This window comes from Geodermatophilus sp. CPCC 205761 (assembly GCF_051383655.1).
In the GTDB taxonomy this organism is placed as follows: Bacteria; Actinomycetota; Actinomycetes; order Mycobacteriales; family Geodermatophilaceae; genus Geodermatophilus.
The window spans coordinates 29,612-52,802 of the sequence record NZ_JALPKQ010000012.1 but is presented as its reverse complement, the minus strand read 5'-3'; the positions used below and the strand labels follow the sequence as shown (position 1 = coordinate 52,802).

Here is a 23,191-nt window from a genome sequence, read left to right as displayed (position 1 = left end):
CCTTGAGACGCCGACTCCTCGCCGCCACCGCGGCGCTCCTCCTCGCCGTGGTGGGCACCGTGGTGCTGCTCGCCTACGTGCGCGGCGCCGACGCGCGCGCCCTGGCCGGCGTGCGCACCGCCGAGGTGCTCGTGGTGGACCAGCCGGTCCCCGAGGGCACGCCGGCCGACACGCTCGGCGAGTACGTCCGGGTCGAACAGCTGCCGGCCAAGGCCGTCGTCGACGACGCGGTCACCGACCTGGCCGCCCTCGCGGGGCAGGTCGCCACGGTGGCCCTCCAGCCGGGGGAGCAGGTGCTCGCCAGCCGCTTCGCCGCTCCGGACGCCCTCGCCGTGCCCGGAACGGTGGCCCCGCCCCCGGGCGCCTCGGAGGTCAGCGTCCTGCTCGAGCCGCAGCGGGCCGTCGGCGGCCGGCTCGCCGCCGGGGACGAGATCGGCGTCTACGTCTCCATGGACCTCGAGAACGAGGCCGGCAAGAAGATCGGCGTCACGCACGCCACCCTGCACGGCGTGCTGGTGACCCAGGTCCAGGGCGCCCCGGTACAGCCGACCGGGTCGGAGACCGAGACCGTCTCCTCGGGCAGCGCGCCCGAGGGCAGCCTCATGGTCACGCTCGCGGTGCCGGCCAGGGACGCCGAGCTCGTCGTCTTCGGCATGGAGCACGGCACGGTGTGGCTGTCCCTCGAGCCCGAGGGTGCGGACTCCTCCGGCACCACGATCGTCAACCAGGGAAACGTGTACGGCGACCAGCTCGCCGGCCTCGGCACCGTCTACGGAGGAACCAAGTGAGTCGCGTGGTGTTGGCCGCGGCCGACGACGAGCTCGCCCAGCGGGTGCACGCCGCGGTCGACGGCGACGTCCAGGTGCTGCCGCCCGGTCGCCTGCCCGGCGACCCGGCCCGGCTGTTCGAGCAGCTGCGGGACGGCGAGCTGCCCGACGTCCTGCTCATCGGCCACCTGGCACCGCCGCAGGAGGTGCTGACGCTGGCCCAGCGGCTCGACGTCCAGTGCCCCGGCATCAGCGTGGTGCTGCTGGCCGAGCCCTCGCCGGAGATGCTGCAGGCCGCCATGCGCGCCGGGATCCGCGACCTGCTCGCCCCCGGCGCGGAGCCCGCGGCGATCCGCGCCGCCGTGGAGCGGGCCGGCTCGGCCGCGGCCGGCCGGCGGCGGGTGCTGCGCCCGGTGGAGGAGACCGCCCGGTACACCGGGCGGGTCATCACCATCGCCTCGCCCAAGGGCGGGGTCGGCAAGACCACGATCGCGTCCAACCTCGCGCTCGGACTCACCGCGGCGGCGCCGCAGTCGACCGTGCTGGTCGACCTCGACGTGCAGTTCGGCGACGTCGCCTCCGCGCTCGGCCTCACCCCCGAGTACACGCTGCCCGACGCCGTCCACGGTCCGGCCAGCGAGGACACGATGGTCCTCAAGACCTTCCTCACCCAGCACCCGAGCGGGCTCTACGCCGTCTGCGGGGCCGAGTCGCCGGCCGCCGGCGACGGCGTCACGGGCGCCGACGTCACCCGCCTGCTCACCTCACTGGCCCGGGAGTTCCGCTACGTCGTGGTCGACACCGCGCCGGGCCTGTCGGAGCAGACCCTCGCCGCGCTCGACCGCGCGACCGACGTCGTGATGCTGAGCAGCATGGACGTCCCCGGCGTCCGCGGACTGCGCAAGGAGCTCGACGTGCTCCGGGAGCTGTGCATGATCCCCGCCGGCCGGCACGTGGTCATGAACCTCGCCGATCCCAAGGGCGGGCTGTCGGTGCGCGACGTCGAGACGGCCATCGGCACCGGGGTGGACGTCGTCGTGCCCCGGTCGGCCGCGGTGCCGGCGTCGACCAACCAGGGCGTGCCGATCCTCGCCAGTGGCCGCAAGGACCCCGCCGTCAAGGAGCTGCGCCGTCTCGTGGCCCGCTTCGCCGCGACCCCGCTGATGAAGCCCAGCCGGTACCGGGCCAAGCACCGGGCGGCGTCGTGAACCTCGCGTCTCGTCTCGCCGCCGCGCAGGGCCGGCACGCGGCGCCCGACGCCCCCGTCCTGTCCGTCGCTCCGGATGCGGCCACCACGACCGCGGCCCCCGTGCCCCGGCCGGTGTCCCCGGCGACCCCGCCCCCCACCGACGCGCTCACCAGGCTCAAGGACCGGGTGGCGAAGGCGCTGTTCGAGCGCATGGGCAACCGGATGAACGACCCGACCCTGTCGGAGGAGGCGCTGCGCACCCTGGTCCTCGGCGAGCTCGACGAGGTCGTCGAGGAGGAGCGGGTCCCGCTCAGCACCGAGGAGCGGCAGCGGCTGACCGCCGAGCTGGCCGACGACGTCCTCGGCTTCGGGCCGCTGCAGCGGCTGCTCGACGACCCGACGGTCTCCGAGATCATGTGCAACGGGCCGGAGAACGTCTACGTCGAGCAGAACGGCAAGCTGGTCCGCACCGGCTCCCGGTTCACCTCCGAGGAGCACCTGCGGCGGGTGATCGACCGGATCGTCTCCCGCGTGGGACGGCGGATCGACGAGTCCTCGCCGCTGGTCGACGCGCGCCTCGCCGACGGCTCCCGGGTCAACGCGATCATCCCGCCGCTGGCCTTCAGCGGGTCGACCCTGACCATCCGGAAGTTCGCCAAGGACCCCTTCGGCGTCGACGACCTCATCGGCTTCGGCACGCTGAGCCCCGAGATGGCCGAGCTGCTGAGCGCCTGCGTCGAGGCCCGGCTGAACATCATCGTGTCCGGCGGCACCGGCACCGGGAAGACGACCCTGCTGAACGTGCTCTCCTCGTTCATCCCCGAGGACGAGCGGATCGTCACCATCGAGGACGCCGTCGAGCTGCAGCTGCAGCAGGAGCACGTCGTCCGGCTCGAGTCACGGCCGCCCAACATCGAGGGCCGGGGCGCGATCACCATCCGCGACCTCGTCCGCAACTCCCTCCGGATGCGCCCCGACCGGATCGTCGTCGGGGAGTGCCGCGGCGGGGAGTCGCTGGACATGCTCCAGGCGATGAACACCGGCCACGACGGGTCGCTGTCCACGGTGCACGCCAACTCCCCGCGCGACGCGATCGCCCGGCTGGAGACGCTGGTGCTCATGGCCGGCATGGACCTGCCACTGCGGGCCATCCGCGAGCAGATCGCCTCGGCGGTGGACGTCGTCGTGCAGCTCACCCGGTTGCGCGACGGCACCCGCCGGGTCACCCACGTGACCGAGGTGCAGGGCATGGAGGGCGAGACCGTCACCCTCCAGGACGCCTTCCTCTTCGACTACGCCGCCGGCGTCGACGCGGCCGGCCGGTTCCTCGGCAAGCCGGCGCCGACCGGCGTCCGGCCGCGGTTCACCGACCGCTTCGACGACCTCGGCATCACCCTGTCGCCGCGGGTGTTCGGGGCCGTCGAGCCCCGGCGGGGGTGGGGCTGATGTCCCCGGCCGTGCTGCTCGCCGGCCTGGTCGCGCTCGCCGGTGCCCTGCTGCTCGTCGCGCTGGTCGTGCTCCCGGCCGGTCCGCGCCGGGTGCCGCTGTCCCGGCTGGACCCCTCGGTCGCACCGCAGGCCTCGGCGCTCGCCGGTGCCTCGGCCGCCGCCGGCGCCGCCGTCGAGCGCGTGCTGGTCAAGCGGGGGCGCATCGCCGCCGGCGCCGCTGCGCTGGAGCGGGCGGGGATGACGATGGCCCTGCCCGACCTGGTGCTGCTCGTCGGGTCGGCCACGCTGGTGCTGGGCGCGCTCGCACTGCTGCTCGGTGGGCCGATCCCCGCCGTCCTGGCCACGGTCGCCACGCCGCTGGCCGCCCGGCTGCTGGTGCGGATCCGCACGGGCCGTCGGCAGGCGGCCTTCGCCGACCAGCTGGACGACTCGCTGCAACTGATGGCCAGCAGCCTGCGCGCCGGGCACAGCCTGCTGCGCGCGGTCGACTCGGTGTCCGCCGAGGCCGCCGCGCCCATGTCGGAGGAGTTCGCGCGCATCGTCAACGAGACCCGCGTCGGTCGGGACCTGGGCGACGCGCTCGACGAGGTGGCCGAGCGGATGGACAGCGACGACTTCCGCTGGATCGCCCAGGCCATCGCCATCCACCGCGAGGTCGGGGGCAACCTGGCGGAGGTGCTCGACACCGTCGGGCACACCATCCGCGAGCGCAACGCCATCCGCCGTCAGGTCAAGGCCCTGTCGGCGGAGGGGAAGCTCTCGGCCGTCGTCCTGATGGCCCTGCCGTTCGGCGTCATCGCGTTCCTGTCGGTGGCCAACCCCGAGTACCTGTCGGCCTTCACGGAGAGCCTGGCCGGGTACGCGATGATCGGGATCGCCGCGGTGCTCCTGGTGGTCGGTGCCCTCTGGCTCAAGAAGACCGTCAGGATCACGTTCTGATGGCGCCGACCGCCGTGCTCGCCGCCGCGGCCGTCGCGCTCGCCCTGCCGCTGCTCGGCTGGGCGCTGTTCGCCCGCCCGCAGGACGTCGTCGTCCAGGCCCGGGCCAACCTGGTCCGGGGTTTGGAGCTGCCCGGCGCGGCCGCGCGGCCGCGATCCGGGCTGCTGCCCCGGCTCACCCGCTCGCTCACGCCGGCCGGGACGGTGGCCCGGCTCAACCGGCTGGCCGGCGGCGCGGGCCGCCCCGCCGACTGGCCGGTGCCGCGGCTGGTCGCGGCCAAGCTGGTGCTGGCCGCGGCCGCGGGCGGGCTGGGGCTGCTGGTCGTCGTGTCCCGTCCCGGCGCGCTGACCGTGCTCATGGCCGTCGTGGTCACCGGCGTCGCCTACGTCGTCCCCGAGCTGCTGCTCTACAGCCGGGGCCAGGAGCGGCAGAAGGCGATCGCCCTCGAGCTGGCCGACACCCTCGACCAGATGACGATCGCCGTCGAGGCCGGGCTGGGCTTCGAGGCGGCGATGGCCCGGGCCGGCCGCAACGGCCGGGGACCGCTGGCCGAGGAGCTGGTGCGGACGCTGCAGGACATCGCCGTCGGCCAGCCGCGCCGGGAGGCCTACGTCGCGCTGGCCGAGCGGGCCGCGGTTCCGGACCTGCGGCGCTTCATCCGCGCCGTCGTCCAGGCCGACGTCTACGGGGTCTCGATCGCCGACGTGCTGCGCACCCAGGCCCAGGAGATGCGGCTCAAGCGGCGGCAGCGGGCCGAGGAGAAGGCGATGCAGATCCCGGTCAAGGTGATCTTCCCGCTGATCCTGTGCATCCTGCCGACGCTGTTCATCGTGCTGCTCGGCCCCGCGGCCATGGACATCGTCGACGCCTTCAGCGGGTGAGCGGGGGCGCATCGGCCGCCCGCCGAGACCTGCGAACTCGTGGCGATCGGCGGCCGATGGCCACGAGTTCGCAGGTCTCGCGCTGGGGGCGCGGCGCGGGTCAGCCGGGCGCGGTGCGGGTCAGCCGGTGGAGCGGGGCTGGGCCGGGTTGGTGGGGACCCCCTGGGACGGCGGGTTGACCGGCGGGCCGGACGTCGCCTCGGAGACCTTCGAGCCGGCCGCGGCGGGCACCGGGTCGTCGGCGGCCGGCGCGGTCGGATCCCCGCCCGAGGGTTTCGCGCCAGCGCGCAGCGAGGTGAGCCGGTTCTGCATGATCGTCACCACCTGCAGGCGGTTGGCGTGCGCCCGCTCGTACGCGAGCAGCGTCTCCAGCCCCGCGGCGTCCAGGGAGCGGATCCGCGAGGTGAGGCCGTCGACCGGCAGGTGGTCGTAGTCGGGCAGCGGGAGTTGGTCGCGCTCGGTCATGCAGCGCGCCTACCCCTGCCCCGCCCGTCCGACACCGGGTGTGAGGCCACTGCCGGTGGGTAGGCGGCTGGAGCGGGAGCGCCCGGGCAGGGCCTCGCTGTCGGTCCCCACCAGCCGATGAGGAGTGGTTCGCACCCCATGGACGTGTCCTTCCTGGAGCCGGTCTTCAGTGCCGCCGGCCCCTACGCCACGGTCTGCGCCGACGTCACGCACACCACCGAGAACGCCGCCACGGAGCTGGAGCTGCGGGTCCGCGCCATCACCGGGAAGCTGGCCGAGCAGGGCGCGCCGGAGGCGGTCGTGGAGGCGGCCCGCAGCCGGCTGCTCGAGGCGAACGACGGCGGTGACGTCGCTCCGCTGCGGGGCCGGGCCCTCGTCGTCGCGGCCGACGGCACCGTCGTCCTCGACCAGCCGCTGGTCGACGTGCCGCGGCAGGAGGTGGCCGCGTGGTCGCCCCAGCCCGACCTGCTGCCGGTGCTGCGTCAGCTGCCCGGCCGGGTGCCGCACATCGTCGTCGTCGCCGACCGGGTCGGGGCCGACATCTCCGTCGCCACCCTCGCCGGCCGCCCGGAGATCGAGGACGAGGTGGAGGGCGACAGCTTCCAGATCCGGAAGTTCCCGGGCGGCGGCTGGGCGCACCACCGTTACCAGCACAACGCCGAGAACAAGTGGGTCCACAACGCGGACAACGTCGCGCAGCGGATCACCTCGCTGGTGCGCCGGGTCCAGCCGAGGTTCGTGCTGGTCGCCGGTGACGTCCGGGCCCGGCAGATCCTCACCGACCGCGCCGCCGACTCGTGGTCGGACCTGGTCGTGTCGATGGACGAGGGCGGCCGCGCCGCCGGTGCCGACCGCGAGCCGGTCGACCGGCGGGCGGCCGAACTGGTCGCCGAGCACGAGGGCCACGAGGAGGCGCAGGCCGTCGAGCAGATCCAGGCCGCCGGCGCCCACGGCCTGGCCGTGACGGGCACCCCGGCGGTCGTCGAGGCGCTGCGCAAGGGGCAGGTCGAGACGCTGGTGCTGGCCGACCAGCCCGGCGAGGCCACGCTGCTGGTCGGCACCTCGCCGCTGGACCTCGGCGTCGACCAGCACGACATGGACGCCCTGGGCACCCACGGCACCGTCGTCCCGGCGGACCGTGCGCTGCTCGCCGCGGCCGTCGCCGGGAGCGCCGGTGTCGTCGTGGTGCCGCGGGCGGCGATGCCGGACGACGTCCCGGTGGCCGCCGTCCTCCGCTACACCGACGCGTCGACGCCGTCGGCCCAGTGACCACCCGAGCGACCAGGGAGCCCCCGTGACCGACCCGCACGCACCCGCCACCCCGTCCGGCACCTCCGAGGCCGACATCGAACGCCGCGCGGCGATCGCCGAGGCCCTCGGCAAGGAGGTGTGGCCGGCCGACCGGGACACCCTGCTGGCGAAGGCGGAGGAGGGCAACGCCCCCGACCGGGTGCTCGCCGACCTGCGCCGGCTTCCGGCCGGCCAGGAGTTCGCCAACGTGCAGGACGTCGCCCGCGCCCTGGGCGTCGGCACGGAACAGGAGCGTTTCTGATGACCACGCAGAAGGAGCCGAGCCCGGAGGCACTGGACAACGTCACCGAGGACAACGTCCGGACCCGGTCGCAACTGCTGCCCGAGGAGAGGGAGGTCGAGGGCAGCGGCATGGAGGAGGTGGCCGCCGAGGTGATCCTCGCCGAGTCGGAGGAGCGGACGGTCCACGCCGACCCCGACGACGCCCAGGGCGGCCACCGGCGCTCCGAGGACACCGCGGACCTGCCCTGAGCACCCACGAGCACTGGGTCCAGCTGCGCTGGTCGGACCCGGACTCCCTCGGCCACGTCAACCACGCCCGGGCGCTGAGCCTCGTCGAGGACGCCCGGCTGGCGATGGCCGAGGGGGCGCCGGGCGACGGCGGGGTCATCCTCGCCCGGCTCGAGGTCGACTACCTGCGCCAGCTCTACTACCGGACCGGCGAGCGGGTCTGCGTGCGCAGCTGGGTCACCCGCCTGGGCACGAAGTCGCTGACCGTGCGCCAGGAGCTGGTGCAGGACGGCGAGGTCGCGATCCGCGCCGACGTCGTCATGGTGCTGTTCGACTTCGCCACCGACACCAGCCGCGCGATGACCGACGGCGAGCGCGGGCACTGGTCGCGGTTCGCCGCCGCCTGAGCCCGTGTCGTCCGGTGCGGACCCGGAACCGGACGCCGTCCGCCCCGTCGGCTGGTCGGCGCGCGACGACCTCAACCGACCAGGTGGTGGCGGACCTGGTCCCGTTCTTGCGCAGGTGATCCCGGGTAAGGGGGCGCCATGCCGAAGACGACGAAGACGGGCACCGCCAAGCAGGACGAGCTGCCCAGCACCCTCCGCCGCTCACCGAAGAAGGCGCAGCGGACCTTCGCCAAGGCCTACGACTCGGCCATGCAGTCCTACGACGATGAGCAGCGGGCCAACCAGACGGCCTGGGCCGCGGTCAAGCACAGCTTCGAGAAGGTGGGCGACCGCTGGGCGCAGAAGGAGGGCGGCAAGAAGGGGCCCTCCGACGCGCGGGCCGCCGGCGGACGCGACACGAACCGCGAGACCAAGGGCGGCGTGGACGCCAACGCCACCAAGGGGCACCTGCTCCAGGTGGCCAAGAAGCTCGGCATCCCGGGCCGGTCGTCGATGAAGAAGAAGCAGCTCGTCGACGCCATCCAGAAGGCCAACGGCAGGAAGACCGCCGCGGCCCGGAAGACGTCGAAGAAGACGTGACCCCGATGCCCGGTCAGGCGCCGGCGATGAGCACCAGGTCGGTCTGCCGGTCGCCGAGGTAGGTGACGCCCTCGCCGGTGAGCGCGATGCCCTCCTCGAGCGCCATCCGCACCGGCTGGCCACCCCACTCGGGCACCGGCACGCGCACGCACAGCTCCAGGGCGTAGACGGTGTCCGGGCGCAGCACCCGCTCACCGGCCCCGGGCACCCCGCCCTGGTCGTCCCACAGGCCGATCGCCGGACCGGCGCCGTGGCCGTGGAAGCCGACCGGGTGCGAGTAGACGTCCCCGTCGATCCCCTCGGCGGCCGCGGCGGACCGCGCGGCCGCGAGCACCTCGTTGCCGGTGCGCCCGACCCGCAGGGCCGCCGTCGTGAGGTCCTGCATCCGGTTGCCGACGGCCATCGCCCGGCGCAGCCCGGCCGGGGCGGTGCTCTCCCCGGCGCGGAGCACGTAGCCGTTGCGCTGGCTGTCGGTCTTCAGCCCCAGGCTGGACGTCCCGACGTCGCAGTGCACCAGATCACCGGGGGCGACGGGGGAGTCGTACGGGACGGCGGGCAGCAGCGCGCCGCGCTCCAGGACCGGCGCCACACCGGCCCGCTGCAGGTCCACGACCGGGTGGAACCACGGCTCCACTCCCAGGTCGGTGAAGCGCTGCCGGATCCACCACGCGAGGTCGGTGGCCGTCGTCTCGCCGACGACCAGGACGGCGGGGGAGAACGCCTCCTCGATCACCTCGCGCACCAGCAGGTTGAGCACGTGCAGCGCGGCGATCTCCTCCGGCAGTCGGGTCTCCAGCCAGCCGACGGCGAGCTCCTCGGCGGGCACCAGCCGCTCGGCCCACGGTCCGAGCGCGTCGGTGAGCAGCCGGTGCTCGGTGTGCGACAGCCCGTCGGCGAGGGCGAAGTCGGCCGACACGTCGACGCCGATGCGCCGGGGGCCGGCCTGCTCGACGATCCGCCGCACCTCGGCCCACTGCGATTCCGCCGACGGCAGGTCGCGGGCGTCCTCCGGCGCCCAGGCCGGCAGGAACTGGCCCACCGGGTACCGGGAGACCGCGGCCGCGGTGACGCCGTCGTCGCTGCGGTGCAGCACCAGGATCGTCCGCCGCCGGGCCGACAGCCAGGTCGCCGGCAGCAGGGTGGCCAGCACCGGGTCCTCGTTGTACTCGCGGCCGACGACCACCCACAGGTCGATGCCGGCGCGGTCCATGAGCCCCGGCAGCAGGTCGAGCAGCCGCTCGGTGAGCCACCGGTCGCGGACGTCGGCCTGCTCGCGCAGCGGCAGCGGCACCGTGCGGGTCGGGTCCGGCGCGACGAGCGTCATGAGGACAGGGAAGCAGAGAACCGGCGTCCCCACCGGTCGAGCGGCCCCCTGCACGGCCCCGCCGCGGGAGCCCTGGGTCCGTCGTCAGGCCGGGCCGGCGGCGGACGCGTCCTCGTGCGGGCGGTTGTCCTGCAGGCGCACGGTGCGCTGGCGGGGGAGGACGGCGGCGACGCGGTTCCGGCCGGCCTGCTTGGCCTCGTACATCGCCCCGTCGGCCTCGTCGACCAGCCGCCACATCGCCGCGGCGGCGTCCTCCCCGTCGACCGGCCGGACCAGCGACATGCCGATGGACGCGGTCACCGAGTGGCCGTCGGCGGTGCGGCTGCCGGAGACCGCCGAGCGCAGCCGCTCGGCCAGCCGGCCGGCCTCGGAGGAGTCGCTGACCAGCCCGAGCACGATGAGCTCCTCGCCGCCGACGCGGGCCAGCACGTCGGTGGGTCGCACCGTCGCCGCCAGCGACGTCGCCACCGCGCGCAGCACGGCGTCGCCCGCCGCGTGCCCGTGGGCGTCGTTGAGCTGCTTGAAGTGGTCGAGGTCGAGCACCATCGCGGCCACCCGGGACCCGTCGCGGCGGGCCTGGCGCCACACCCGCGGCGCCTGCTCGACCAGGTAGCGCCGGTTGGACAGCCCGGTGAGCGGGTCCTGGTGGGACAGCGCCTGGGTGGCGGCCAGCAGCCGCTGCACCCTGCGGCGGAGCACGAAGACGCCGAACGACGCCAGGTTCAGGACGCCGGCACTGATCACGACCTGGAAGGTGATCAGCAGGGGGCCGTCGTAGGAGTGCTGCAACGCGATCGAGCAGGCCACGACCGTCGCCAGCATGGTGGCGCCGAACATCCAGGGGCCGAGGAACCAGGCGGCGACGAATGACGGGAAGAGCAGCATGAGCGGCGTCGCCTGCGCCGGTTCGGCGACGCTGAGGACGACGATCACGTAGACGACCTGGCAGAGCAGCACCAGCCCGAACGTCTGCGCCCGGCCCGCCCGCTGCCGCACGGCCAGCGCCACCGCGGCCACCAGGCAGGCGCCCATCGCGGCGGTGTAGCTGATCCGGGTGGCGCCGTGGTGCAGGGTCCCGTCGATGAACAGGTTCGCCGTGCCGATCAGGCCGGCGACAGCCGTCAGCGCGGCGAGGGTCAGCGCCGCGATACGGTGCTCCGGTCCTCGGCCGACGGACGCGTCGTGCCGCCGCGTCAGTGTGTCGGTGCCCTTGCGTCGCCCCCCGGTCACAGAACAAGCATGCACCACTGGCGGCATCGGTAGTGTGACTTCGCACACTCCGGCGAAACGCGTTGGTCTCGCGATGGACGTGCGCATCCCGCGAGGCCAGGGTGGCGGCCATGTCCCACCCGTAGCCGGGTCTGGTCGACGTCCGCATGCTGGCCGACCACCCCGCTCACGGCGTCCGGCCCCGCCGCGCTGCGGATGGTGGCGCCCGGCGCGGCCACCGCCGGCCGGTTCGGCCTGGTGGAGTACCGGCTCGACCCGCACAGCCCCGGCGCCGCGCCGCACCACCACCAGGCCTCCCCGGAGTCCTTCTGACCGGCGCGGCCCGGCGGTGGCAGGGTGGGCCGCACAGACCCGACGCGGAGGAGGGCGCACATGGCGCAGGGCCCGTGGTTCTACTGCCTCAAGCACCACACCGTCGAGGACCGGGACGGCTGCGCGGAGCGGCACCGGCTCGGTCCGTACGCCACCCGCGAGGAGGCCGAGCACGCGCTGCAGTCGGTGGCCGAGCGGGAGGAGCGGCTCACCTCCGAGGACCGGGACTGGGAGGGCGACTGACGAGGGACCCCCCGCCCGGCGCGGGCCCCCGGAGGGTGGCCGTGCCGGTCCGCCACCAAGGCATGATCGGGACCGGAGCGCCGGGCGGTCCGGCGCGCGAGAGGTGGCGACGTGACTGACGGGCGTTCGGTGGAGGACCTGGTCGTCGGTGTGCTCGGCGGGACCGGTCCGCAGGGCCGCGGACTCGCCGTCCGGCTCGCCGCGGCGGGGCAGCGCGTGCTGCTGGGGTCACGCGACGCCGAGCGGTGTGCGTCCGTCGCCGCGGACGTCGCCACCCGGGCCACGGCGGCCGCGGGCGGCGAGGAGGTCTCGGTGCAGGGCGGGTCGAACCTCGACGTGGCCGGCGCCGCGGACCTGGTGATCATCGCCGTCCCCTTCGCCGGGCACGCCGACACGATCGCCGAGCTGGCCACCCCGCTGGCCGGGAAGGTCGTCGTCGACTGCGTCGTCCCCATGGCCTTCGACGAGCTCGGCGCCTACGTGCTCGACGTCCCCGAGGGGTCGGTGGCGCAGCAGGCGGCCGCGATGCTGCCCGACTCGGACGTGGTCGGCGCCTTCCACCACCTGTCGGCCGTCCTGCTCGAGGACCTCTCGAAGCCCACCCTCGACGGCGACGTCATGGTGGTCGGCGACGTGCGCGAGGCGACCGACACGGTGCAGGCGCTGGCCGGCCGGCTGCCCGGCATGCGCGGTGTCTACGCGGGGCGGCTGCGCAACGCCCGCCAGGTCGAGGCGCTGACGATCAACCTGGTCTCGGTCAACCGCCGGTACAAGGCGCACGCCGGGGTCCGCATCACCGACGTCTGACGCCGCGGCTCACCGGGCGGCGAGCGCCTCCAGGTGGGGCACCACCTCGGCCGGGTGCGGCATCGCGGCGATCTCGGCGGCCACCTCGCGGGCGTTCGCGGTCAGTGACGCGTCGCCGACCAGCCGCTCGAGCGTCGCGGCATCCAGCTCAGCGAGCGGCACGGCCAGGCCGGCGCCCCGCCGGGCCAGCAGGCGGGCGTGGGCGGTCCGGTCGCCCGCGCCCGGCACCACGATCTGGGGTACCCCGGCGACGAGCGCGGTCATCAACGTCCCCGCGCCCCCGTGGTGGACGACGCCGGCGACCAGCGGGAACGCATCGCCGAACGGCAGCCAGTCCGTCGTCGTGACGTTGGCCGGCAACGGCTTCCGCGTCGCGCGCCGGTCGGGCCGGACGAGGACGACGTCGACGTCGGCGCCCGCGGCGGCCTCGACCACGCGGCTCATCAGCCGGTCCGGCCGGGGGTCGTCCACGGTGGACCGGCTGACCAGCAGGGTCGGCCGGTCGCGGGGCAGGCGGAGGTCGGCGGGCAGCCCGCCGGTGCCCGACGCGGGCACGTAGCGCATCGGGCGGCCGCGGCGCTCGCCGGCCAGGCTGGGCGGGATCGCGACGACGGCGTCGACCGGCTCCGGCAGCACGCCGGCGCCGGGCCGGACAAGGTTCCCGGCGACGGCGCGGAACAGTGCCCACCCGTCGAACACCAGGGCGTCGACGAGGACCGAGGGGACGCCGCACCGTGCCGCGGCCAGCGCGCCGGCGGCGGCCAGCCCCTCGTGCAGCACCAGGTCCGGCCGCCAGTCCCGGGCCAGTGCGACCGTCCCGGCCGCCATCCGGCCGCTGACGGACGCGAACAGCAGGCCGACGCCGTCGGTGCCCTCGTCGCCGGCGACCATGCGGCCGATGCGGACCGGATGGCGGAGCAGCGGCGCGACGAAGGCCCTGCGCATGCTGAGCCCGGGCGCGACGTCGTGCGCGGGCAGGCCGGCCCGGCGCACCACGTCGACGCCCTCGGCGGCGGTGGCGAACAGGACGTCGTGCCCGGCGTCGCGCAGCGCCCGAGCCGGCGGCACCAGCGGCAGCACGTGCCCGGTCAGCGGTGCGGCGACCAGGAGCACCCGCATGCCGCCAGGGTGTCTGCGGGCGCCGGGCCGGGGCAAGCCTCCACCGCGCCGTTGCCGGCGTTCTCCGCGCACTGCCCGTCCTGCAGGACCCGCAACGGACGAGGAACGCCGGCAGTGCGTCCCGGTCGGGCGGCCGGGGCAACCGGGAGGGGCTACTCGAAGGAGTGCTCGGGTCCCGGGAACGTGCCCGCGTGCACCTCGTCGGCGTACTCCCGGGCCGCGCGCAGCAACTCGGCGCGCAGGTCGGCGTACTTCTTCACGAACCGGGGGACCCGGCCGCCGGTCAGCCCGGCCATGTCCGGCCAGACCAGCACCTGGGCGTCGCAGTCGACGCCGGCCCCGATGCCGATGGTCGGGATGGTCAGCTCCTTGGTGACCTGCCCGGCGATCTCGGCCGGCACCATCTCGAGGACGACGGCGAACGCGCCGGCCTCCTGGACGGCGTGCGCGTCGGCCAGCAGCTGGTCGGCGCCCGCGCCGCGGCCCTGCACCCGGAAGCCGCCGAGGGCGTGCTCGCTCTGCGGCGTGAACCCCACGTGCGCCATCACGGGGATGCCGTTCTCGGTCAGCAGCCGGATCTGCGGGGCCACCCGCACCCCGCCCTCGAGCTTGACCGCCTGCGCGCCGCCCTCCTTCATCAGCCGGACCGACGTCGCCAGCGCCTGCTGCGGGCCGGCCTCGTAGCTGCCGAACGGCAGGTCGGCCACGATCAGCGGCCGCGTGGTCGAGCGGGTGACCGCCTTGGTCATCAGCAGGATGTCCTCGACGGTCACCGGGACCGTGGAGGTGTGCCCGAGGACGACGTTGCCGGCGGAGTCGCCCACCAGGAGCACCGGGATGCCGGCCTCCTCGAACACCGACGCGCTCACCGTGTCGTAGGCGGTGAGCATCGCCCACTTCTCGCCGCGCTCCTTGGCCTGCTGCAGGTGGTGCACCCGCACCCGGGCCGAGGAGGTCCCGCCGTACAGCACCGACTCCGTCATGACTGGGCCGCTCCTTCGCGGACGCTCGGAAGGCTCTCCCGCCAGCGGTTGGAGATGGGCAGCCGCCGATCACGTCCGAACGCCTTCAGGCTGATCTTCGTTCCCGGTGCCGACTGCCGGCGCTTGAACTCGGCGGCGTCGACCAGACGGAGCACGCGGGCCACCACCTCGGGGTCGTGGCCGCGCTCGAGCAGCTCGGCCATCCCGAGGTCGCGGTCGACGTAGTCGGCGACGACGGCGTCCAGCTCCTCGTACGAGGGGAGCGAGTCGGTGTCCACCTGCCCGGGCGCCAGCTCGGCCGACGGTGGCTTCTCGATGGAGTTCCGCGGGATCGGCTCGGTCTCGCCGCGGTCGAGGGCGTACGCGTTGCGCCAGCGGGCCAGCTCCCAGACGAGGGTCTTGGGGACGTCCTTGATCGGCCCGAACCCGCCGGCCGAGTCGCCGTAGAGGGTGGAGTACCCGACGGCGATCTCGCTCTTGTTGCCGGTGGTCAGCAGGAGGTGGCCGTGCTGGTTGGACAGGCCCATCAGCAGCGTGCCGCGCACCCGCGCCTGCAGGTTCTCCGCCGCGACCCCGTGGAGGTCCACCGAGCCGTGGTACGCGTCGACCATCGGCGCGATCGGCACGACGGAGTAGTGCAGCCCGGTCCGCTTCGCGAGGTCCTCGGCGTCGGCCAGCGAGTGCTCGCTGGAGTACTTCGAGGGCAGCCCGACGCCGTACACCCGGTCGGCGCCCAGTGCGTCGACCGCCAGCGCCGCGACGACCGCGGAGTCGATGCCGCCGGAGAGGCCGAGCACCACCGAGGGCAGGCCGTTCTTGTCGATGAAGTCCCGGAGGCCGAGGACCAGCGCCCGCCAGACCTCCTCGCAGTCCTCCAGGGCCTCGACGATCGACGGCGGCCGGGTCTCGAACGCCGCCACCGGCTCCTCGGACACCACGTGCCGGGTCACCGTCATCGGCCCGATCCGGCCCTCCCGGCGCTCGGGCACCGCCGACGGGTCGATGGTGAGGTCGACGGTGAGCAGGTGCTCGACGAACTGCGGCGCCCGGCCCAGCAGCTCGCCGTCCGGCGCGACGGCCATCGAGTCGCCGTCGAAGACGAGCTCGTCCTGCCCGCCGACCTGGTTGCAGTAGACGACGGTGGCCCGCGCCTCGGCGGCGCGGCGGCGGACCAGCGGCAGCCGCAGGTCGTCCTTGGCCCGCTCGTAGGGGGAGGCGTTGGGGGAGACGACGAGGTCGACGCCGGCCTGCCCGGCCACCCCGCACGGGCCGCCCTCGACCCACAGGTCCTCGCAGACGGTCAGTGCCACGTCGATCCCGTGCAGCCGGACGACCGGCAGCTCGGTGCCGGGCACGAAGTAGCGCGCCTCGTCGAAGACGCCGTAGTTGGGCAGGTGCCGCTTGTAGTAGCGGACGACGACCTCGCCGCCGAACAGCAGCGCGGCGGCGTTCCGCGGCGCGCCGCGCCGGGGGTTGGCGTCGGCCGGGCGGTCGTCCTCGGGCATCGACTCGACCGGCGCCGGGCCGGCCCCCTGGGTGTGCGCGAGGTAGCCGACGACGACGGCGATGCCGCCCAGGCCCTGGTCGGCGAGGGAGGCGGCGAGGTCGACGACGGCGGACTCGCTGGCGGCGGCGAAGGACTCGCGCAGCACGAGGTCCTCGGGCGGGTACCCGGTCAGCGTCATCTCGGGGAAGACGACGAGGTGGGCGGAGGCCTCGGCGGCCTTCGCCGTCCAGCGGGTCACCAGCTCGGCGTTGCCGGGGAGGTCGCCGACGCGGGTGTCGACCTGGGCCAGGGCCACCCGGAGTTGAACCGGCGGGGATTCGGTCACGCCGCCCATCCTGGCCGCCGCCCGGGGTGCCCGGCCAGGCGGGGCAGGTCAGCCGGCCTGGGCGGTCGCCCGCGGCGCCGGCACGCCGTCCACGGCCGGCGGGGCGACGGCCTCGGGGGCCGGCGGGGCGTCGGCCTCGGGTGCCGCCGGGGTGGACCGTTCGAGGAACCGCAGCAGCTCGACGGGGAAGGGCAGGACGAGCGTGGAGTTCTTCTCCGCGGCCACCTCGACCACGGTCTGCAGCAGGCGCAGCTGCAGCGCGGCCGGCTGGGTGTGCATCACCTGGGCCGCCTGCGCCAGCTTCTGCGACGCCTGCAGCTCGCCCTCGGCGGTGATCACCCGGGACCGGCGCTCCCGCTCGGCCTCGGCCTGCCGGGACATCGAGCGCTTCATCGACTCCGGCAGCGCGACGTCCTTGATGTCGACCCGGTCGATGTGCACGCCCCAGTCGACGGCGGGGCTGTCCATCATCAGCTCCAGGCCCTGGTTGAGCCGCTCCCGGTTGGACAGCAGGTCGTCGAGGTCGCTCTTGCCGATGATCGAGCGCAGCGACGCCTGCGCCACCTGGCCGATCGCGGCCTCGTAGTTCTGCACGTCGACGACCACCCGGACCGGGTCGAAGACGCGGAAGTAGACGACGGCGTCCACCTTGACGGTGACGTTGTCGCGGGTGATGCCCTCCTGCGCCGGGACCGGCATCGTGACGATCTGCATGTTGACCTTGTGCATGCGGTCGATGGCCGGGGCGATGACGGTGAGGCCGGGGGAGCGGGCGTCGCCGCGCAGCCGGCCGAGGCGGAGCACCACTCCCCGCTCGTACTGCTTCACCACCCGGATGCTGGCGCCCACCAGCACGAGCAGGCCGATGACCACCACCGCGAGCACTGCCAGAACGGCGTCCATCTCGCCCTCCGCCGGCGGCCCCGCGGCCGGACGCGCAGGTCGCGCCCGTGGCCGCGGCGCCCTCGTGACGGCGTTTCCATGCTAGATCCGGACGGCGCCCGCGGACCGTCAGCAGTGCGCGTACTCGGACGGGCGCAGCGCCATCACGCCGGCCATCGCGACCAGCATCAGCGCGTGCCCCCAGAGCATCAGGCCGCCGGTGGACAGCACGCCGGCCCACATCGGGACGAAGAGGACGACGAACGGCAGGTACATCGCCGCGCCCATCTCGGCGCACGCCCGCCAGCTGTGCCGCCGCCACCGCATGACCGCGGTCATCCCGATCGTCATGTTGGTCGCCATCACCAGGGCCATCGGCTCCGGGCGGTCGAGGACGGCGCCGGCGCCGAAGGCGTCGAGGACGAACTGCCACACCGGGTGCAGGGCGACCATCCCGACGGCCATCGCGACGACCATCTCCAGGTAGTGCAGGACGAGCCTGCGGGTGCGCCGCGAGCGGTGCGGCGCGTCGGACGGGTGGACGGGGGTGTGCAGGGGGGACACGGGTGGCTCCTCTCCGGGCAGGGGGCGGGTCAGGGGACGAGGGCGTAGCCGGCCTCGTCGACGGCGGCGGCGATGTCCGCGCGGTCGACGGCTGCGTCGACCGCGACGGTGACGGTGCCGCGGGCGAGGTCGACGGCGACGCTGCGGACGCCGTCGACGCGGCTGATCTCCTCGGTGACGGCACGCTCGCAGTGGGCGCAGGTCATCCCGGTGACCTGGAAGGACGTCGTCCCGATGAACGTGCGGGGGGTGCTGGTCAACACGGCGGGCTCCTGGGGGAGTCGGGTGGATCGGACGATCCGAGACTCCGGTCAGGGCACCGGTTGTCGCGCCGGGGAAACCGCCAGGTCGATCACCGGGGAGGGGCCGAAGTGGCCACTTCTGCCCCCGCGGTCAGCGTGCCGACCAGCCGCCGTCCGAGGCGATGACCTGCCCGGTGACCCACGCGGCCTCGTCACCGACCAGCCAGGCGACGAGGCGGGCGGTGTCGTCCGGGGTGCTCCACCGGCCCCCGGGGTTGGCCCCGGCGACCCGCGCGCGCAGGTCCGCGTCGGCGTAGCCGGTGTCGTTGGGTCCGGGGTCGACGCAGTTCACGGTGATCCCGCGGGGCATCAGGTGCACCGCGAGGCTCCGGGTGAGCTGGTGCAGGGCGGCCTTGGCGGCGATGTAGGGCAGCTCCGCCGGCATCGCGCCGGCGTACTGCCCCGAGGTGAAGGTCAGGACCCGCCCGCCGGGCCGGCCGTCGTGGCGGGCGGCGAGGGCCTGCACCAGCAGCAGCGTGGCCCGGGTGTTCACCGCGTAGGTGAGGTCGAGCTCCTCGGCGGTCACCTGCTCGAGGGACTGGGCGCTGCTGCGCGCGTGGTTGGCGACGAGGACGTCGAGCCGGCCGAACTCCTGGCAGGCGGCGTCGACCAGCCGGGCCGGTGCCGCGGCGTCGGCCAGGTCGGCGGCGACGTGCGCCACCCGGCCGCCGGCCGCCCGCATCTCGGCGACCAGGGCCTCCGCGCCGCCCGGGTCCGCGCCCCAGGGCTGCTCGGCGTCGTGCGGGGACCACGAGTGGACGAGCACCGCGGCTCCGTCGGCGACCAGGCGCCGGGCGACCGCCGCGCCGATGGCGATGCGCCGGCTGGCGCCGGTGACGAGGGCGACCCGACCGTCGAGCGGGCGGGTCACCTCCCCAGCAGGGCGGCCAGCTGGTCGGCGTGGTCGCGCTGGTGGCCGGGCAGGAACGCCAGCAGGCCGGCGATCGTGACCGGGCCGTCCACGGCGTGCACCCCGGCGCTGTCGAGGTCGGCGGGCGCCAGGTCCGCCACGCTGCCGAACAGCGCCGCCTGCGCCGTCCGCAGCTGCTCGGCCAGCTGTACCGGCGGAACGGCGCGGTAGCCGGCGACCCGGGCCGGCTCGTGCGGGACGAAGTCGGCCAGCAGCGGCTCGGACTCCGTGCGCAGCCGGTAGATGCGCTCGGTGAACACCAGCGCGCTGTCGCGCAGGTGGCCGGCGACCTCGCGCGGCGTCCAGTCCAGTTCCGCGGCGTACTCCGGGAAGTGGCCCATCCGGACCAGGCGGGCGCGGTCCGCGGCGGACAGGCGCGCGTCCCACCGGTCCGTGGCGGACGCGCGGGCCACCAGGAGGTCGACGCGCGCCTGCTGGCGCGCCAGGGTGTCCGCGGTCTCGCCCACCAGGTCACGTACGGCTGTCATGGCGCGGCAGCCTGGCCGACCGCGGTCGCGAGGGCCAGGGCCGTTGTCCCCGGGCGGAAGTGTGGGATCGCTCACTCCCCGCGCAGGATCGTGCCCTCCAGCGCCCGCACCGCCCTGCACCGCCCCCTGCCGCGATGATCATGGGACTGTTGCTCGACGACGCGCCCCACCACCGCGTGTCCGACGGCGACAACCCCATGATCATCGCGGGAGGGGCGATCTAGGCTCGTCCGCGTGCTGCAGGGCCGGGAGCGGGAGCGGGCCGCCGTCGCCGCGCTGCTCGAGGACGCCGCCGCCGGCCGGGGCGGAGCCCTGGTGCTGCGCGGCCAGCCCGGGGTGGGCAAGTCCGCGCTGCTGGCCGACACCGTCGCCCGCGCGACCGCCGACACGGTGCTGCGCACGCAGGGGATCGAGTCGGAGTCGCCGCTGGCCTTCGCCGCCCTGCACCGGCTGCTGCGCCCGGTCATGGCCTGTGCCGACCGGCTGCCCCCGCCGCAAGCCCATGCCCTGCGCACCGCGTTCGGCGAGCAGGCCGGTGGCGAGGCCGACCGGTTCCTCGTCTTCCTCGCCGCGCTGAGCGTGCTGGCCGAGGCGGCCGAGCAGACGCCGGTGCTGGCCGTGGTCGACGACGCCCACTGGCTGGACGACGCGTCGGCGGCCGCCCTGCTGTTCGTCGCACGGCGGCTGCAGAACGAGCGGGTCGCGCTGCTCTTCGCCGCCCGCACCGGTGACGTCCGGGGCTTCGACAGCGGCGACCTGCCGGCACTCGAGCTGGGCGGCATCGACCGCGAGGCGGCCGGCGCGCTGCTCAGCGAGCGCGCCGGGGTGCCGGTGCCGGCCGAGGTCCGCGACGCACTGCTGGCCGGCACCGGCGCCAACCCCCTGGCACTGGTCGAACTGGCCGAGGCACTCACCGCCGAGCAGCTCTCCGGCGCCGCACCGCTGCCCGAGCGGCTGCCGCTCACCGGCGGTGTGGAGCGGGCGTTCCTCGACCGCTGCCGCCGGCTGCCGGCCGAGGCGCAGCAGCTGCTGCTGGTGGCGGCCGCAGACGACTCCGGCCGCGCGGCCGTGGTCCGGCAGGCGGCGCAGGGGCTGGGCGTGGGCGACGACGGGCTGGAGGCGGCCGAGCGGTCGGGGCTGCTGCGGGTCGAGGGCGCGGCCGTCGAGCTGCGCCACCCGCTGGTCCGGTCCGCGGTCTACGGCGCGGCCACCAGCTCCGGACGGCGGCGGGTGCACCGCGCGCTGGCCGCGGCGCTGACCGGTCCCGACGACGCCGACCGCCGGGCCTGGCACCTGGCCGCGTCGGTGGAGGAGCCCGACGAGGACGTGGTCGCGGCGCTGGACGCCGCCGCCGAGCGGGCCGTGGCCCGGGGCGGGCACGAGGCCGCGTCCGCCGCGTGGGAGCGCGCCGCGGAGCTGACGCCTGCCGGTGAGCAGCGGGCGCGGCGGCTGTGCCGCGCCGCGCACTCGGCCTGGCTGACCGCCCAGCAGGTGCGGGGACGCGCGCTGGCCGAAGCGGGCCTGGCCCTCACCGCCGACCCGGGGCTGCGGGCCGAGCTGCGCCGGCTGCGGGCCCACCTCGAGTTCCACGGCGCCTCCCAGGACGAGGCGCACCGGATGGTGCTGGAGGCCGCCGCCGAGGTCGCTCCGCACGACCGGCGGCAGGCCGGCGACCTGGCGCTGCTCGGCGCCGCGCTGGCCGCGTCCGGCGCCCGGTCGGGCAGCCCGATCGACCCCACGGCGCTGCTGCCCCCCGCCGGACCCGACGCACCCGACCGCGACCGCTGCCTGGTCGCGCTGGTCCACGGCCTGTCCGCGGTGCCGCGCCGGGACTGGCGGCGCTCGACGGCGTCCCTGCGGGCGGCCGTGGACCTTGCCGACCGGATCGACGGCGTCCGCGACGAGGACGTGCTGATCAACCTCGGCGTGGCGGCCTACTTCCTCGGTGACGACGACGTGGCGCTGCGGCTCCAGGACCGGCTGCTGCACCACGCGCGCGACACCGGCGGCCTGGTCACGACGGTGCACGCGCTGACCCGCCGGAACATCCCCGAGCTGGCCACCGGGCGGTGGAGTGCGGCCGCCGCAGGGGCCGGCGAGGCGCTGACCCTCGCCGAGAACTCCGGGCAGCCGGTGCTCGCCGCCTGGCCCACCGCCGTGCTCGCCGTCCTCGCGGCGCTGCGCGGCGAGACCGCCCGGGCGACCCGGCACCTGGCGGCGGTCGAGGCCATCGTGGCGAGCTCCGCCCTGGGCATCGTCACCGAGCTGGTCACCGACCTGGCCCGCTGGGCCCGCGGGCTGCTCGACGCCGCCGACCCGGCCGCCGCACTGCGACCGCTGGAGCGGCTGGGCTCCCTGCCGGTCGCGCACCTGGCCGCGGTGGACCGGGTGGAGGCGGCCGTCCGGGCCGGCAGGGACGACCTCGCGCGGCAGCGGGTCGCCGACCTCACCGCCTTCGCCGAGGGCACCGGCGCGGCCTGGGCGGCGGCCGTGGCCGCGCACGGGCGGGCGGTGCTCGCCGAGGGCGAGGAGGCCGAGGGACACTTCCGCGCGGCGCTGGCCGCGCACGAGGAGTCGCCGCGGCTGCCGTCGCGGGCCCGCACCCAGCTCGCCTACGGTCGCGCGCTGCGCCGGGCCCGGCGGCGGGTGGACGCCCGGCCGCACCTGCGCGCGGCCCTCGCCGCGTTCGAGGACCTCGGCGCCGCGCCGTGGGCGGAGCTGGCACGGCAGGAGCTGCGCGCCTCGGGGGAGACGGCCCGCCGCCGGGATGCCGTGGCCGCGCCAGAGCTCACCCCCCAGGAACAGCAGGTGGTCCGACTGGTGCGCCAGGGCCTGTCGAACCGGGACGTCGCCGCCCAGCTGTTCCTCAGCCCCCGCACCATCGACTTCCACCTGCGCAACGTCTTCGCCAAGGTGGGCGTGGCCAGCCGCACCGAGATGGCCGCCCTGGCGCTCGACTGAGCAGGCCCGACACTCTTTCGTCAACGAGAGTCAGTCGTAGAATGCCGGCATGGACGCCGACCGCAGCGCACAGGTGGCCGCGGTCGCCACGCTGGCCGAGCCGACGCGGCGACGGCTGTACGACCACGTCGTCCGCCAGCCGGCACCGGTGAGCCGCGACGAGGCCGCCGGCGCGCTCGGGCTGCCCCGGGCCACCACGGCGTTCCACCTCGACAAGCTCGTCACCGACGGCCTGCTCGAGGCGCACTTCGAGCGCCGGTCGGGGCGCACCGGGCCGGGGGCGGGCCGCCCGGCCAAGCTGTACCGGCGGGCGGAGTGCTCGGTCGCGGTGTCGCTGCCCGAGCGCCGGTACGACCTCGCCGGCGAGCTCCTGGCCGGCGCGCTCGAGGAGGCCGACGCCTCGGGTGAGCCGCCGCGGGTGGTCCTCGGCCGGCGGGCCCGCGCCCGCGGCCGGGAGCTCGGCGCGGCCGCACGCGCCGGCGAGGACGGCGCGGCCGCCCGGGAGGTCGTGGTCGGCGTCCTGGAGGACGCCGGCTTCGAGCCGCGCACCGAGGACGGCACGACCGCCCTCGCCAACTGCCCGTTCCACGCGCTGGCGCGGGAGCACACCGAGCTGGTGTGCGGGATGAACCTGCAGGTGCTCGCGGGCCTGCTGGAGGCGGTCCCGGGGACGGGGTGGGCGGCCCGCCTGGCCCCGGCGCCGGACCGGTGCTGTGTCCGTCTCGAACCCGGGGCGGACGCCGCGGCCCGGGGTTGACAGGACTGTGACCCAGGTCTCTACTTCTAACCAGTGTTGGT

The 23,191-nt window shown here is 75.4% G+C and carries 25 protein-coding genes; 14 read left to right on the top strand and 11 right to left on the bottom strand.

Annotated features, from left to right (window positions below):
* Positions 1 to 2 precede the first annotated feature (2 nt).
* From cpaB to MY526_RS09545, 5 genes are read left to right on the top strand one after another with little or no spacing between them, the layout of a single operon-like run.
* Positions 3 to 788, top strand: a complete 786-nt coding sequence (cpaB, locus tag MY526_RS09565; protein WP_436690466.1) for a Flp pilus assembly protein CpaB — start codon at positions 3 to 5, stop codon at positions 786 to 788.
* Complete coding sequence (locus MY526_RS09560) at positions 785 to 1,975, top strand: AAA family ATPase (protein WP_436690464.1); 1,191 nt, start codon at positions 785 to 787, stop codon at positions 1,973 to 1,975. Before cpaB ends, MY526_RS09560 begins: the two co-directional genes overlap by 4 nt.
* Positions 1,972 to 3,402: a CpaF family protein gene (locus tag MY526_RS09555; protein ID WP_436690462.1), complete on the top strand. Its 1,431-nt coding sequence runs from the start codon at positions 1,972 to 1,974 to the stop codon at positions 3,400 to 3,402. Before MY526_RS09560 ends, MY526_RS09555 begins: the two co-directional genes overlap by 4 nt.
* Positions 3,402 to 4,343 (top strand): type II secretion system F family protein, encoded by a 942-nt coding sequence (locus tag MY526_RS09550; protein ID WP_436703774.1) that lies wholly within the window; start codon positions 3,402 to 3,404, stop codon positions 4,341 to 4,343. Before MY526_RS09555 ends, MY526_RS09550 begins: the two co-directional genes overlap by 1 nt.
* Positions 4,343 to 5,224 (top strand): type II secretion system F family protein, encoded by an 882-nt coding sequence (locus MY526_RS09545; RefSeq protein ID WP_436690458.1) that lies wholly within the window; start codon positions 4,343 to 4,345, stop codon positions 5,222 to 5,224. Before MY526_RS09550 ends, MY526_RS09545 begins: the two co-directional genes overlap by 1 nt.
* A 120-nt stretch (positions 5,225 to 5,344) precedes the next feature.
* On the opposite strand, the gene MY526_RS09540 is transcribed toward MY526_RS09545, so the two are convergent.
* On the bottom strand, positions 5,345 to 5,689 hold the full coding sequence (locus MY526_RS09540) for a hypothetical protein (RefSeq protein ID WP_436690456.1): 345 nt from the start codon (positions 5,687 to 5,689) through the stop codon (positions 5,345 to 5,347).
* Between the two features lie 138 nt (positions 5,690 to 5,827).
* On the opposite strand from MY526_RS09540, the gene MY526_RS09535 reads away from it, so the two are divergent.
* The 5 genes from MY526_RS09535 to MY526_RS09515 all read left to right on the top strand — a co-directional run bounded on the left by MY526_RS09535 (position 5,828) and on the right by MY526_RS09515 (position 8,436).
* Positions 5,828 to 6,958, top strand: coding sequence for a Vms1/Ankzf1 family peptidyl-tRNA hydrolase (locus MY526_RS09535; protein ID WP_436690454.1), 1,131 nt, complete (start codon positions 5,828 to 5,830; stop codon positions 6,956 to 6,958).
* Between the two features lie 25 nt (positions 6,959 to 6,983).
* Positions 6,984 to 7,241, top strand: coding sequence for a DUF2795 domain-containing protein (locus MY526_RS09530; protein WP_436690452.1), 258 nt, complete (start codon positions 6,984 to 6,986; stop codon positions 7,239 to 7,241).
* Positions 7,241 to 7,471, top strand: coding sequence for a hypothetical protein (locus tag MY526_RS09525; protein ID WP_436690450.1), 231 nt, complete (start codon positions 7,241 to 7,243; stop codon positions 7,469 to 7,471). Before MY526_RS09530 ends, MY526_RS09525 begins: the two co-directional genes overlap by 1 nt.
* Positions 7,468 to 7,857 (top strand): acyl-CoA thioesterase, encoded by a 390-nt coding sequence (locus tag MY526_RS09520; RefSeq protein ID WP_436690622.1) that lies wholly within the window; start codon positions 7,468 to 7,470, stop codon positions 7,855 to 7,857. The genes MY526_RS09525 and MY526_RS09520 overlap by 4 nt, the downstream gene beginning before the upstream one ends.
* Before the next feature lie 138 nt (positions 7,858 to 7,995).
* On the top strand, positions 7,996 to 8,436 hold the full coding sequence (locus tag MY526_RS09515; RefSeq protein ID WP_436690448.1) for a ChaB family protein: 441 nt from the start codon (positions 7,996 to 7,998) through the stop codon (positions 8,434 to 8,436).
* 13 nt (positions 8,437 to 8,449) lie between these two features.
* Here the strand turns inward: MY526_RS09515 and MY526_RS09510 are convergent, their stop codons facing one another.
* A complete protein-coding gene (locus MY526_RS09510) occupies positions 8,450 to 9,760 on the bottom strand; it encodes a M24 family metallopeptidase (protein ID WP_436690446.1) in 1,311 nt (436 codons plus the stop codon).
* 84 nt (positions 9,761 to 9,844) lie between these two features.
* Positions 9,845 to 10,990: a diguanylate cyclase gene (locus tag MY526_RS09505; RefSeq protein WP_436690444.1), complete on the bottom strand. Its 1,146-nt coding sequence runs from the start codon at positions 10,988 to 10,990 to the stop codon at positions 9,845 to 9,847.
* A 372-nt stretch (positions 10,991 to 11,362) separates the two neighbouring features.
* Between MY526_RS09505 and MY526_RS09500 the strand changes: the two genes are divergently transcribed.
* Positions 11,363 to 11,545 carry a hypothetical protein gene (locus MY526_RS09500; protein ID WP_436690442.1) on the top strand — a complete coding sequence of 61 codons (183 nt, stop codon included), beginning with the start codon at positions 11,363 to 11,365 and terminating at the stop codon, positions 11,543 to 11,545.
* A gap of 111 nt (positions 11,546 to 11,656) precedes the next feature.
* Complete coding sequence (npdG, locus tag MY526_RS09495) at positions 11,657 to 12,352, top strand: NADPH-dependent F420 reductase (RefSeq protein WP_436703773.1); 696 nt, start codon at positions 11,657 to 11,659, stop codon at positions 12,350 to 12,352.
* Between the two features lie 9 nt (positions 12,353 to 12,361).
* Here npdG and MY526_RS09490 read toward each other — a convergent pair whose 3' ends face one another.
* From MY526_RS09490 to MY526_RS09455, 8 genes are all read right to left on the bottom strand, one after another.
* Positions 12,362 to 13,471, bottom strand: coding sequence for a nucleotide disphospho-sugar-binding domain-containing protein (locus MY526_RS09490; RefSeq protein ID WP_436690438.1), 1,110 nt, complete (start codon positions 13,469 to 13,471; stop codon positions 12,362 to 12,364).
* Between the two features lie 152 nt (positions 13,472 to 13,623).
* Positions 13,624 to 14,454, bottom strand: a complete 831-nt coding sequence (gene panB, locus MY526_RS09485) for a 3-methyl-2-oxobutanoate hydroxymethyltransferase (RefSeq protein ID WP_436690436.1) — start codon at positions 14,452 to 14,454, stop codon at positions 13,624 to 13,626.
* The gene (locus MY526_RS09480; RefSeq protein ID WP_436690434.1) at positions 14,451 to 16,286 is read right to left on the bottom strand and encodes an NAD+ synthase; all 1,836 of its coding nucleotides are present in this window, start codon (positions 16,284 to 16,286) and stop codon (positions 14,451 to 14,453) included. The genes panB and MY526_RS09480 overlap by 4 nt, the downstream gene beginning before the upstream one ends.
* A gap of 48 nt (positions 16,287 to 16,334) precedes the next feature.
* Complete coding sequence (locus MY526_RS09475) at positions 16,335 to 17,189, bottom strand: slipin family protein (protein WP_436690432.1); 855 nt, start codon at positions 17,187 to 17,189, stop codon at positions 16,335 to 16,337.
* A gap of 108 nt (positions 17,190 to 17,297) precedes the next feature.
* Positions 17,298 to 17,732 carry a hypothetical protein gene (locus MY526_RS09470; protein ID WP_436690430.1) on the bottom strand — a complete coding sequence of 145 codons (435 nt, stop codon included), beginning with the start codon at positions 17,730 to 17,732 and terminating at the stop codon, positions 17,298 to 17,300.
* A 29-nt stretch (positions 17,733 to 17,761) separates the two neighbouring features.
* Positions 17,762 to 17,995, bottom strand: coding sequence for a heavy-metal-associated domain-containing protein (locus tag MY526_RS09465; RefSeq protein WP_436690428.1), 234 nt, complete (start codon positions 17,993 to 17,995; stop codon positions 17,762 to 17,764).
* 130 nt (positions 17,996 to 18,125) lie between these two features.
* Positions 18,126 to 18,905 (bottom strand): SDR family oxidoreductase, encoded by a 780-nt coding sequence (locus MY526_RS09460; RefSeq protein WP_436690426.1) that lies wholly within the window; start codon positions 18,903 to 18,905, stop codon positions 18,126 to 18,128.
* Complete coding sequence (locus MY526_RS09455) at positions 18,902 to 19,432, bottom strand: DinB family protein (protein ID WP_436690424.1); 531 nt, start codon at positions 19,430 to 19,432, stop codon at positions 18,902 to 18,904. The genes MY526_RS09460 and MY526_RS09455 overlap by 4 nt, the downstream gene beginning before the upstream one ends.
* 234 nt (positions 19,433 to 19,666) lie before the next feature.
* Between MY526_RS09455 and MY526_RS09450 the strand changes: the two genes are divergently transcribed.
* Positions 19,667 to 22,393: an ATP-binding protein gene (locus tag MY526_RS09450; protein WP_436703772.1), complete on the top strand. Its 2,727-nt coding sequence runs from the start codon at positions 19,667 to 19,669 to the stop codon at positions 22,391 to 22,393.
* Positions 22,394 to 22,442: 49 nt separating this feature from the next.
* Positions 22,443 to 23,150, top strand: coding sequence for a helix-turn-helix transcriptional regulator (locus MY526_RS09445; protein WP_436690420.1), 708 nt, complete (start codon positions 22,443 to 22,445; stop codon positions 23,148 to 23,150).
* The last annotated feature ends 41 nt before the right edge of the window (positions 23,151 to 23,191 follow it).